Genomic DNA, 12,053 nt, shown 5'->3' on the forward strand with positions numbered 1-12,053 from the left:
ACAAAGGTATGGTATTGATTTTTGGAATTTGGTTTTTGAGTTTTGTATTTTAATTTATGGCATCACCACGTAAGGTTCTATACCGTTTTCGGGCTTCAACAAAGTAAATACTATCTGCATGATTAAATATAATTTGCTCATACAGGGTTTTTGCCTTTTCTGGTTGGTTTAGCTGCTTTTCATATATTTGAGCTAGGTGAAAATAGGCATCGTCAACCAAAATACCATCACTGTAATTTTTTATTAAAGTTTCAAAATTTGCAACCGCTTTTTCTATTTGGTTTTTGTCTTTAAATAATTGCCCTTGTTTAAATAATGTTTGAGCAATTATGGGCTCGGTTTTATGGTTGTTTAAAATTTTGTTTAAAACGGTTATTGCCTCATCTTTTTTATTTTGAAAGGCCAGCAAATCTGCCTTTGCATACAGTTTTAATGCTGTTTGAAGTGAATCTTCGTATTTATTATCTGATATTAACAACTTTAAATCTAGCGCATCATTAGCTATAAGCTGCGATGTTGATGATTTTAGAATTTTTAATTGAGACTCTGCCCATTTGAAATCGCCTTTATAATAACTAGCCTTTGCAACCCTAAAACGCGCCTCTTGTGATATGGTACTATTTTTTAAATTGCGTTGTATTTGCGTGTAGTAAATAAGTGCTTGATTAAACTTTTCTTGTAACACTAAAATATCGCCTAACTGTAATTTTACCTCTGCTTTTTGTATTTGCGATATAGGCAACTCTAATGTTTCTTCTAAAAAACTAATGGCAGCATTGGTATCATTTTTATAAAAAGCTAAAAAATGGCCATAAGCAATTTGTAAGTTTAAGGTTTGTGAAAATTTACCAAACGTTTCAAATAATTTTAAATATTTATCATTTATAGCGCTGTAATTATTGGCATTACTCTGTTTGGTTTCTAACTGTAATAAGGTGTAATGAGCATTAAGCTTTGTGTCTGTATCTTGCGCGGTGGTTATTATGTAATTAAGTATTTGTGTGGCTATTTCTATATCGTTATCATTTACAGCAATTAAAGCGAGTTCTAAAATTCTATCTAAACTTTCGGGTTTTCTATTAAAAATGGCTTTTTCTTGTATAAACGCCTTGTTAAAATCTTTTTGCTGAATAAACAACCAACTTAATAACTGATTCCAAAGTACATTGGGCTCTTGTTGTAATTTTTTCAGCAATGTTTTTTTAAAAAGTATGTTATTTTCATGATTGCCACTTTCACCTAAAAATTCATTTATTCTACGTTTTATATCGGGTAAAGCGGCAGGGTTTATTTGAGTAAAATCTAAATAACTATTAAACATTTTTTCAATATGCCCTTGCTCTCCATACAACTGAGCTAATTGTATACTAAAATTATAACTACTGTTAAGCGCCATAGCTTTTTCGTAAGCGTTAATGGCTTCATTTAATAAGGCATGATTTTGAAATGCTCTTGCCACAGCGTATACATGGCTTGGTCTTTCATTTATAAAATCTAGGGCTTCTTTGTAATATTGGTTGGCCTTATCTATATTGTTTTTTAGCTGAAAATTAAACCCTAATTCTACCAAAAATGCAGGATAATTTTTTTTGGTAATGAGTTTTAGTAAAAAAGCTTCAGCAGCATCAAACTGTTCTAACTGCTGGTGAGTTTCAATAATTTTATAAATGTAATTTATGTTTGATGTGCTTTGGGCATATAGCTTTTGGTATTCATGTAAGGCTTTTTCATAATTGCCTTTTTCAAAATAGTTTAAAGCCAAGGTTTCATCTTGTGCAAACAAGCTGGCCGAAAACATTAAAAATAGTACCAAAAACAATCTCATGATGTAAATATAATAAATGGTGTGCTAGTACTTGTAAATATTATTATAAACCTTAACGTTTGTATGTTATTTGACCTTTAAAAACAAAAATGCCCGAAAAATACATTTCGGGCATCCTAACCAACCAAAAATAAATGTTCCATTAACTACCGTTAAATTTAAAAACAACAGTTTGTTAAGATTCAGGACATTTTAGTTATAAAAATTTTAAATCTTAGAAATAATAAAGCTTATTTTTCTGCGTAGGCCGTTACGTTATTTTCTGATTTATCAATTTTAAAATCTGAAAACAACACCTTTCCTGCAAAAAATACTAAGGCTATTAAAATGATTATGCGCTTTAAATTTTTCATGGTTAGTAGGTTGATAGATTTGGTATAGCTAACTTCTAAAATAAATGTAGAAAGACAAAAAAACCTACTAAAAAATCGTTAAACAACATGTTTAACATGCATTTAATCGATAAAAAATAAAAAACCCACTATAAAAGTGAGTTTTTTACTTCAAAATATTTTGCTTTTAATTAATAATTTTAAAACCAGTATATGGTTGTAAAACATCAGGCACAACAATACCATCTTTAGTTTGGTAATTTTCTAAAATACCTGCCAACACTCTAGGCAATGCTAATGAACTACCGTTTAATGTGTGAGCCAGTTCATTTTTACCTTCGGCATTTTTAAATCTTAACTTTAAACGATTGGCTTGAAAGGTTTCAAAATTAGAGACTGATGATATTTCCAACCACCTATCTTGTGCTGTTGAAAACACTTCAAAATCATATGTTAAAGCTGATGTAAATCCTAAATCTCCACCACAAAGTCTTAAAATTCTATATGGTAATTTAAGTTCTTGTAAAATGGTTTTAACATGTGCTACCATACCATCTAAAGCTTCATAAGATTTTGTTGGGTGTTCTACCCTAATAATTTCAACTTTATCAAATTGGTGTAACCTATTTAAACCTCTTACATGTGCACCGTAACTTCCTGCTTCGCGCCTAAAACATGGTGTGTAACCTGTAATGGCTACTGGTAATTCTGCTTCGTTTAAAACCACATCTCTAAAAATATTGGTTCCTGGTACCTCGGCAGTTGGTATTAAATATAAATTATCGGCGGTTACGTGGTACATTTGCCCTTCTTTATCAGGCAATTGCCCTGTACCTAGCCCTGAAGCTTCGTTTACCAAATGTGGCAACTGAAACTCTGTGTAACCTGCTTCGGTGTTTTTATCTAAAAAGTAACTAATTAAAGCACGTTGTAATCTGGCTCCTTTACCTTTATATACCGGAAAACCAGCGCCTGTAATTTTATTACCAAGTTCAAAATCTATAATATCATATTTTTTGGCTAATTCCCAGTGCGGTAATGCGCCTTCATGTAAAACAGGAATATCACCTTCTTTAAACACCTCTTCATTATCTTCATCTGTATTTCCTTTAGGCACAATACTGTTTGGTACATTAGGAATTTTATACAGCAATTCATTTAAAGCATTGGTAGCATTGTTTAAATCTTCGGTTAATTGTTTTGAAGCTTCTTTTAACTCACCTGTTTTAGCTTTTATTTCGTTGGCTTTTTCAACGTTTCCGGACTTAAAAAGCATGCCAATTTCTTTTGATAATGCGTTAGATTCGGCTAAGGTATTATCTAATTCAGTTTGAATGCGTCTTCTGTCTTCGTCAAAAGAGATTATTTGATTTATATCTTGCGTTGCATCAATATTTCGTTTTGTTAAACGCTCTATAACCAAATCTTTGTTTTCTCTAATAAATGGTACTTGTAACATACGTTGAAAAATTTAAGCGACAAATTTAGGAAATTACTAATTTATTTAGTCTTGTTTTGAAGGTAAAATCCAGTTGTTATGCTTAAACATTTGCCAATTGGTGTTTGCTAAATCTATTTCAGAATTTATTAATGGCTGTAAAGGTTTCCCATTTATACTTACTTTGCTGGTTACAAATACTGAAATATTTTGTCCTTCGTTTTTGTATTTCTTTTTTAAATATTGTGAAAACTGCCAAATAAAATCGGGCTTTGTAGTGGCACCATGTTTTTGTTTTCTTGTTAAGTAATCATTTAAATTAACAATAGTGGTTGCGCCTGTATCATTGTTTTTAATACGGTAAGTGGCATATCCGCCGCGGCTACGAAGCATCATGCGCCATGATAATCTATGTCCTTCTTCTGTCCATAAAACATCATCTTCAATAAAATGATGACGTAATGGCAATGCTATTTGAAGTATAAAATAAATACTGAAAACTGCTAATAAACTATTTTTATATGGTGGTACTTTTATGTTATTATCAGTATAAAACGGTTTCTTTTTTAAAAATAACTTCTGAATGGTTTTGGGCTCAAAAAAGAACAATGAAAATGCTAACGATAAATACGGAAATATGCCTATTTGAAATATAAACGAATTAAATAAATGAAAGAAAATAGACACTACAAAAACATACTTTCTGGTTGGTTTAAACAGCAACAACGGAATAATGAACCCATCAAAAAAAATACCGCCATAACTCAACACGTAGTGCAACCATTTTTGTTGTAGAAAACTACCAACAATAGGGTAGTTTTCTTTAGATTTCATAAGCAATTCTAAAACACTAGTATTTAGCCAATCTGGATATAATTTAGCCACAGAGGCATAGGTATAAACTATTAAAAGCTGAATAACAAAAACCCATTTACACCACAATGGCATTGAAAAGCTTTTTATACTTGGGTTTTGTTTTGCATCAAACGAAGCATACGTATTTGCTGGTAAAAAAATCATAATACAACTTAATAGCATAAGCAAATAATAATGATTATTGTATGATGATTTTTGCATAAAATATGTGCCTGCCCACATTAGCGTAAAGGCTAACATACTAAACCTGTATTTATAACCAACCATTATGAGTAAACCAAAAACACCCATAATTATGTAATAAATATACATATCATTTCCGGGTAATGGTTGTAACCACTCAAAACCAATAAATGAAAATGTAAATTTAGGCTCTACAAGCGTGGTTTTTACCCAACCAGTAAAAACAGCACCAACAGACTCTAAAAAACATAATAACCCAAATATTACTCTAAAAACTATAAGCGCACTGTTATCAATATGTTTAAATAACCACGAATTAACCATGTTTTAATGCTATATAATCTTGTGCTATTTTTTTGTCTTTATTTAATTGTGCTTTTAGCGCTTCTACAGACTCAAACTTTTGCTCATCTCTTAAGCGTTTTAACAGTTCAATTTTTATAGCTGTGTTGTAAATATCTTTATTAAAATTAAAAAAATGTACCTCAATGGTTTCTTTACTACCATTTACTGTTGGGTTTGTACCAATATTCATCATACCAAAAACCGTTGTGCTTTCAATAGTTGCTTTCACAATGTAAGCACCTTGTTTTGGTATTAGTTTGTAGTTTTCTTCAATGTGTAAATTAGCTGTAGGATAGTTTAGTTGCCTACCTAAGCCTTTACCTTTTGTTACTGTGCCAGTAAGCATGTAATTATAGCCTAAGTATAGGTTTGCCTTTTCAATATGGCCTTCAACAAGTGCTTTTCTAATTTTTGTTGAACTTACTGCAACATCGTCAATATCTTGTACTGATATTTCTTCAACATCAAAATTATATTGTTCGCCAAAAGTTTTTAGGTCGTTAATATCCGCTCTTCTATTTCTTCCAAAACGGTGGTCATAGCCAATAATAACTTTTTTAGCGTTTAATTTGTCTAGTAATAACTTCACAACAAAATCTTCGGCACTAAGTCTAGAAAACTCATGTGTAAACTCTTTTACAAGTAAATGGTCTATGCCTGCAGCTTCTAAAATACTACGTCTTTCTTCAATAGTATTAATTAATTTTATGTTGGCATCTTTTTGTAACACCATTCTTGGATGCGGAAAAAATGTTAAAATAACCGATTTTAACCCTTCTATTTTACCCGTATTAACCAGCCTATTTATAATTTTTTTATGGCCAATATGCACCCCATCAAAAGTACCAATAGTAACCACTGTTGGCTCATTAGATTTGTATGCTGTTATATTTTTTACTTCACTCATTTATAGAGCTTAATTGTTATATTAATTTAAAAAGGCTAGATTTGTTTAAAAAATTGCCCTGTACAACCTTATGAAAACAAAACTACATTATGTTTTTTCAATAGCAATGGTTTTAACAGCATTTTCAGGATTTGCGCAAACATATTCTTGGAAAAAATTAAAAAACATTGAAAATACCTCAGCCCTTTCTAAGTTAGAAATACAAAGAGATAATGCCCATTTTTTCACTTTAAATATAAATCACTTTAATACAAGCATTGCTAATGCTTCTTTAAGGTTTTCTGCTAAAAATTCACATAAAACAACCATATTTATTCCTGGAATACATGGCCATTTAGAAGCTTTCAATATTTTTGAAGCGCCTGTTTTTGCACCAGAATTGGCTGCTAAATTTCCTAATATTAAATCGTATATTGGTTTTAGTGCTAATAATTCTGGAGCCAGATTACGCATGAGTGTTTCCCCTAGTGGTGTACAAACCATGATTACTTACATTGATAAGCCTAATGTGTTTATGCAACCTGTTACAAAAAACGCTAACCAATATGTATTATACAGCAAAAATGATCATGAAGGGTTATCAAACCACATGGAATGTAAAACCTTTAGTGCTTTAAATAAATTAGCAAAATCTAAAAATACAACTTCAAAAGTAAATGAAGGTGGAGCCAACAATCAAACGCTTCAAAAATTTAGAATTGCTATTTCTGTAACTGGCGAATATACCGCATACCACGGTGGCACTGTAGCCAATGCCTTAGCAGCAATAAACACAACACTAAATAGAGTTAATGAAGTTTTTGAAACCGATATGGCTGTAAGGTTTGAACTTATTGCTAACAATGATCAAATAATTTACACCAATGCTAACACAGATCCATATTCAGAGTCTAACACTGGTGTTGATGGTGCTTGGACCTCTGAAATTCAAAACACACTAACAAGTGTTATTGGAGAAGCTAATTACGATATTGGCCATCTTTTTGGAGCCTCGGGTGGTGGCGGAAACGCAGGTTGTATTGGTTGTGTTTGTGTGAATAATGAAAAAGGAAGTGCATTTACATCGCCATCAAATAATGTTCCTGAAGGCGATTTGTTTGATATAGATTTTGTAGCACATGAAATTGGGCATCAAATGGGTGCTAACCACACATGGGCTTTTGAAAGCGAAGGCACAGGCGTAAACTCTGAACCTGGTAGCGGCTCTACCATTATGGGTTATGCGGGTTTAGAAGGTGCAAATAATGTTGAACTTAGTGGCGATGACTACTTTCATTACCACAGTATAAAACAAATTCTTGATAATATTGCCACTAAAAGCTGCCAAACCACTGAAGGTATTACTAACAATCCACCAAGTGCAAACGCCGGTAACAATTACAACATACCCAAAAGCACACCATATGTTTTAAAAGGAAATGCCACTGATGCCAACAGCACCGATAACCTAACTTTTTGCTGGGAACAAATAGATAATGGTGTTACTAATTTTTTAAACTTTGGGCCTTCATTAACCACAGGTTCTATGAATAGATCTTTGCCTCCAAGCAGCTCTTCTAATAGATATATTCCTAATTTTAATAGTGTTTTAGCAGGAAATATTGAGCAAACAGACCCAACACTTGGTAGCGATTGGGAAACAGTTGCCAATGTTGCGCGTACTTTAAATTGGGCTTTAACCGTAAGAGACCGCGCACCAAATAATGCTACTGGTGGGCAATCAAGTTACGATACCATGCAAATTACTGTAGAAGATGTTACACCTTTTAGTGTTATAAACCCAATATCCTGGGCGCAAGGTAGCACACAAACAATAGAATGGGTGGTTGGTGAAACTAATAACGCTACCATTAATTGCCAAAATGTTAATATTCTTTTGTCTACTAACGGCGGCGTTACTTTTGATACTGTTATAGCAACAAACACCCCTAATACTGGTTCATTTACTTATAATGTTCCTGCTTTTGCAGATACTGACAATGCTAGAATTTTAATTGAAGCAGCAGATAATATTTTTTATGATGTATCTGATTTTAACTTTTCAATATCAACTAACCCAGACTTTTTTATTGTAAATGAAACTTTAGCACCTATTGAGTGTAACGCCACAAGTGTAACCTATACTTTTGATTATGAAGCCGCAAACGGCTTTAATGAAACTACAACCTTTAGTGCATCAAACAATCCTGCTGGTAGCACCGTAAGTTTTTCACCAACAAACATGACAAACTCTGGCAGCGTTACCATGACCGTTACTAATTTAAACAATACACCGCAAGGCAATTACACTATAACAGTTACAGGTGCATCAAACTCTATTACAAAAAACACCAATTTTAACTTACCCTTTTATAATGGTTTGTGTGAATCTGTAGCCAATACAGAATACAATACAAGTACCACATTTGTACAATTTAATACTATAAATCAAACATCTGCAAAACCCAGTGGTTATAGCAATTACACTAACGTATCAACAGATGTAAACAGAAACGACACGTATAATTTAACCGTAAGAGTTAACACCGATGGTGATTTTACCACTAACACACGTGTGTGGATAGATTGGAACCAAAACTGTAGTTTTGATGATGCTGGCGAAACATACAATTTAGGCGATGCAACCAATGTAGCTAATGGTGCAACCCAAAACAGTAGCCTACCTATTTTAGTGCCTAATAACGCTGTAATAGGCAATACAATTATGCGTGTATCTACTAAATTTAAAGATGATGGTTTGCCAACAACTTGTGAAAATGGTTTTGATGGTGAAGTTGAAGATTACACCATTAATATTGTTGGCTCAAGTGATTCGTATGATACATCAATTACGTTAGTTAACTTTAATACTATTAACCAAGTATCAGGAAAAACATCAAACTATTCTGATTTTACTGATGTTTCAACCACTGTTAATCGTGATTCAGAATACCAACTAACGGTAAATGTTAGCACCGAAAGAAACTTTTCTAGCATAACAAAAGCATGGATAGATTGGAACCAAGATACTATGTTTTCAGAAGACGAAGCTTATAATTTAGGCGCTGCTACCAATGCCTCAAATACAGCAACAAGCAATTCGCCTTTCACAATACAAATTCCTATTAATGCTGTTTTAGGAAATACCATAATGCGTGTTGCAACAAGTTATGCTGGAAGTTCTGGCACTATTGAACCTAGTGCAACAAATAATGATACAGATGGAGAAACCGAAGATTATACAATACAAGTAGCACCCACAATAAGTATTGAAAACAATGGTTTTGAAAACCTAATTTTATACCCTAACCCTAATGATGGTGCGTTTACTATAAGGCTTAACGGTGCGCTTTCAAGACCTATTACTGTTGAAATATTTGATATTAGAAACCGCTTTATTTACAAAAAAACTTATAACACTGGTGCCGATTTTGAAGAAAATACGTTGTTACAATATCCGCTAGCAGGTGTTTATTTTGTAAATATTTCAGATGGTATAAAAAAAGAAACTAAAAAAATTATTGTTAAATAAAAACACTCATTTACCATTAACTACTTTCCGTTGAAAGTATTCATAGTATTGCTTACGCCAGCCAAAACAAATGATTGTATTAATTGGGTAGATTTTTGTAGGCGCTCTTTTAGTTTACTCATTTCATCATCATTCCATTCACCTAAAACATAATCTACTTGCCTGCCTTTACTAAAAGTATCACTTATGCCAAACCTAAAACGATTATAGGCTGTTGTATTTAGTTTTGCTTGTATGTCTTTTAAACCATTATGGCCACCATCACTTCCTTTAGTTTTTAACCTTAAGCTACCAAAGGGTAAGTTTAAATCATCTGTAATGATTAATAAATTTTCTAAAGGCACTTTTTCTTTTGTTAACCAATATTGCACAGCTTTTCCGCTTAAATTCATGTATGTGCTAGGTTTTAAAAAAATAATGGTACGCCCTTTTAATTTGTGTGATGTTACATCGCCCAATTTATCGGTTTGAAATGTTAGGTCTTCATTTTTTGCATATGTATCTAACACTTTAAAGCCAATATTGTGGCGTGTATTTTCATATTTTTCTCCTATATTTCCTAAGCCTACTACTAAAAATTTTTTCATCTCGTTTTGTTCTTCAACACTAAAAGCACTTTGTCTTTTTTTTAATAAATTGAAAATAAATTTACACATTGCATGTTACAAATTTGTGTAAAAATAAAAAAGCATCCTGAAAACAGAATGCTTTTTGTTATTTATAAGTTTGCTACTTATGCTTCAGCTGCTGGTGCTTCTGCATCAGTTGTTTCATCTTCATCATCTTCATCTTCAACGTTCATAGAAGCTCTAGAACGTCTTACTTGACATACAACTGTGTTATCTGGGTGCATAAATTTGTATGCATCATTTTCTAAAGTAGTAATGTATAATTTACCCCCAATTTTTAAAGGCGTAATATCTGCCTCAATAAAATCTGGTAAGTTTGCTGGTAAAGCTTTTACTCTTAAGCTACGTTTGTTTTTACGTAAAACACCACCATTTTTAACACCTCTAGAGTTACCTACAAATGATACTGGAATATCCATAGTAATTTCTTTATCATCAAATAACTGATAGAAATCTATGTGTAAAATTCTATCTGTTACAGGGTGAAACTGGATATCTTGTAAAATAGCATTGTAAGTTTCGCCGTTTTCTAAAGTAATTACAACTGTATGCGCATTTGGTGTGTAAACCAAGTTAGAGAAGTCTAACTCTTGTGCTGCAAAATGCACTGGCTTGTCTCCTCCGTATAATACGCAAGGAACCTGTCCAGCATTACGTAAGGCTTTAGTTGCTTTTTTGCCCACGCTTTCTCTTTGAGATCCGTTGATTGTAATCGATTTCATTTTCTATTTAAAATTTAATTAATATTCTATTTTTATAATGCCAACTAGCATTACATTACAAATGTTGAACTAATAGAACTGTTGTTGTGTACTTTTTTCATAACATCGGCAAACAAATCTGCACAACTTAACACTCTAATTTTTTCGCTTTCTTGCGTTAGTGGTATAGAGTCTGTTACTATTAATTCTTCTAATTTAGATTTCTTTAAATTATCATACGCTTTACCCGATAATATTGGGTGTGTACAAATTGCTCTTACACTTAAAGCGCCACGTTCCATCATTAAATCGGCTGCTTTAGTTAGCGTTCCTGCTGTATCAACCATATCATCAACAAGTACTACATTTTTTCCTGTAACATCACCTATTAATTCCATATGAGAAATTACATTGGCTTTTGCACGTTGCTTATAACATATAACAACATCACTTTTTAATGCTTTAGAATATGAATATGCTCTTTTTGAACCTCCCATATCTGGCGATGCTATTGTTAGGTTATCTAAATTTAAACTTTGTAAGTATGGTAAAAATATGGTAGATGCAAACAAATGATCAACTGGCTTTTCAAAAAAACCTTGTATTTGATCTGCATGTAAATCCATGGTAATTATACGGGTTGCACCTGCTGCTTCTAACATTTTAGCTACCAATTTTGCGGCAATTGGCACTCTTGGTTTGTCTTTTCTATCTTGTCTTGCCCAACCAAAATACGGCATAACAGCAGTTATATGTCTTGCTGAAGCACGTTTAGCAGCATCAATCATTAACAACATTTCCATGAGGTTTTGTGGCCCTGGATTTGTTGAACCTATTATAAATATTCTGGCACCACGTATAGATTCTTCATATGATGGTTGAAACTCTCCATCACTGTATGTAGAAGTTATTACGTTACCTAAATCTTCGCCAAAAGCTTTAGCTATTTTCTTACCAAGAACTTCGCTTTGTGTACAGGCAAATATTTTAGCTTCGGTATTTACAGTAGGCATAGTTAATGTGTTGTTTTTTAGTATTTAAGCTACCCGTTTTTTAACGAGGTGCAAATTTATACATTTATTTTAACCTATAAAGTATTATGACTATAATTTTTGTGCTTAATATTGAAAAAAAAACTATTTTTGCTGTCCTTTAAATGCTCAAGTGGCGGAATTGGTAGACGCGCTGGATTCAAAATCCAGTTTCTTCGGAAGTGTGGGTTCGATTCCCACCTTGAGTACATATCTTAAAAAAGCTTCATTTTAACAATGGAGCTTTTTCTTTTTTAAGCAACTTTTAAAAACTT

At 32.5% G+C, this 12,053-nt stretch carries 9 protein-coding genes and 1 tRNA gene; 2 read left to right on the plus strand and 8 right to left on the minus strand.

The genetic code is table 11. The annotated features are described in order from the left end of the window. Positions 1-49: 49 nt before the first annotated feature. The 5 genes from FUA26_RS03150 to FUA26_RS03165 all read right to left on the minus strand — a co-directional run bounded on the left by FUA26_RS03150 (position 50) and on the right by FUA26_RS03165 (position 5,906). Positions 50-1,825 carry a tetratricopeptide repeat protein gene (locus FUA26_RS03150; RefSeq protein ID WP_147131455.1) on the minus strand — a complete coding sequence of 592 codons (1,776 nt, stop codon included), beginning with the start codon at positions 1,823-1,825 and terminating at the stop codon, positions 50-52. 230 nt (positions 1,826-2,055) lie between these two features. Further along, positions 2,056-2,178 (minus strand): hypothetical protein, encoded by a 123-nt coding sequence (locus FUA26_RS15840; RefSeq protein ID WP_262712115.1) that lies wholly within the window; start codon positions 2,176-2,178, stop codon positions 2,056-2,058. Between the two features lie 166 nt (positions 2,179-2,344). Then, entirely contained in the window at positions 2,345-3,616 is a 1,272-nt protein-coding gene (serS, locus tag FUA26_RS03155; RefSeq protein WP_147131457.1) for a serine--tRNA ligase, read from the minus strand. Between the two features lie 45 nt (positions 3,617-3,661). Beyond that, entirely contained in the window at positions 3,662-4,978 is a 1,317-nt protein-coding gene (locus FUA26_RS03160) for an HTTM domain-containing protein (protein ID WP_147131459.1), read from the minus strand. Then, positions 4,971-5,906: a bifunctional riboflavin kinase/FAD synthetase gene (locus FUA26_RS03165; protein ID WP_147131462.1), complete on the minus strand. Its 936-nt coding sequence runs from the start codon at positions 5,904-5,906 to the stop codon at positions 4,971-4,973. The genes FUA26_RS03160 and FUA26_RS03165 overlap by 8 nt, the downstream gene beginning before the upstream one ends. 70 nt (positions 5,907-5,976) lie before the next feature. Here FUA26_RS03165 and FUA26_RS03170 point away from each other — a divergent pair, with 70 nt between their 5' ends. Continuing rightward, positions 5,977-9,417: a reprolysin-like metallopeptidase gene (locus FUA26_RS03170; protein WP_147131465.1), complete on the plus strand. Its 3,441-nt coding sequence runs from the start codon at positions 5,977-5,979 to the stop codon at positions 9,415-9,417. Between the two features lie 20 nt (positions 9,418-9,437). Here FUA26_RS03170 and pth read toward each other — a convergent pair whose 3' ends face one another. The 3 genes from pth to FUA26_RS03185 all read right to left on the minus strand — a co-directional run bounded on the left by pth (position 9,438) and on the right by FUA26_RS03185 (position 11,760). Next, positions 9,438-10,004, minus strand: coding sequence for an aminoacyl-tRNA hydrolase (gene pth / locus FUA26_RS03175; protein WP_394344908.1), 567 nt, complete (start codon positions 10,002-10,004; stop codon positions 9,438-9,440). Positions 10,005-10,150: 146 nt separating this feature from the next. Further along, positions 10,151-10,768: a 50S ribosomal protein L25/general stress protein Ctc gene (locus FUA26_RS03180; RefSeq protein ID WP_147131471.1), complete on the minus strand. Its 618-nt coding sequence runs from the start codon at positions 10,766-10,768 to the stop codon at positions 10,151-10,153. Positions 10,769-10,818: 50 nt separating this feature from the next. Beyond that, the gene (locus tag FUA26_RS03185; RefSeq protein WP_147131474.1) at positions 10,819-11,760 is read right to left on the minus strand and encodes a ribose-phosphate pyrophosphokinase; all 942 of its coding nucleotides are present in this window, start codon (positions 11,758-11,760) and stop codon (positions 10,819-10,821) included. 145 nt (positions 11,761-11,905) lie between these two features. On the opposite strand from FUA26_RS03185, the gene FUA26_RS03190 reads away from it, so the two are divergent. Next, positions 11,906-11,987, plus strand: a tRNA-Leu gene (locus FUA26_RS03190). The last annotated feature ends 66 nt before the right edge of the window (positions 11,988-12,053 follow it).

This window comes from Seonamhaeicola algicola (assembly GCF_007997385.1).
GTDB classification, from domain to species: Bacteria; Bacteroidota; Bacteroidia; order Flavobacteriales; family Flavobacteriaceae; genus Seonamhaeicola; species Seonamhaeicola algicola.

Excerpts from the sequence above, each read along its gene's own strand:
- FUA26_RS03170 (WP_147131465.1), top strand. The coding sequence starts at position 5,977 with ATGAAAACAAAACTACATTATGTTTTTTCAATAGCAATGGTTTTAACA.
- FUA26_RS15840 (WP_262712115.1), bottom strand. The coding sequence starts at position 2,178 with ATGAAAAATTTAAAGCGCATAATCATTTTAATAGCCTTAGTATTTTTT.
- FUA26_RS03165 (WP_147131462.1), bottom strand. The coding sequence starts at position 5,906 with ATGAGTGAAGTAAAAAATATAACAGCATACAAATCTAATGAGCCAACA.
- FUA26_RS03160 (WP_147131459.1), bottom strand. The coding sequence starts at position 4,978 with ATGGTTAATTCGTGGTTATTTAAACATATTGATAACAGTGCGCTTATA.
- serS (WP_147131457.1), bottom strand. The coding sequence starts at position 3,616 with ATGTTACAAGTACCATTTATTAGAGAAAACAAAGATTTGGTTATAGAG.
- FUA26_RS03180 (WP_147131471.1), bottom strand. The coding sequence starts at position 10,768 with ATGAAATCGATTACAATCAACGGATCTCAAAGAGAAAGCGTGGGCAAA.
- pth (WP_394344908.1), bottom strand. The coding sequence starts at position 10,004 with ATGAAAAAATTTTTAGTAGTAGGCTTAGGAAATATAGGAGAAAAATAT.
- FUA26_RS03150 (WP_147131455.1), bottom strand. The coding sequence starts at position 1,825 with ATGAGATTGTTTTTGGTACTATTTTTAATGTTTTCGGCCAGCTTGTTT.
- FUA26_RS03185 (WP_147131474.1), bottom strand. The coding sequence starts at position 11,760 with ATGCCTACTGTAAATACCGAAGCTAAAATATTTGCCTGTACACAAAGC.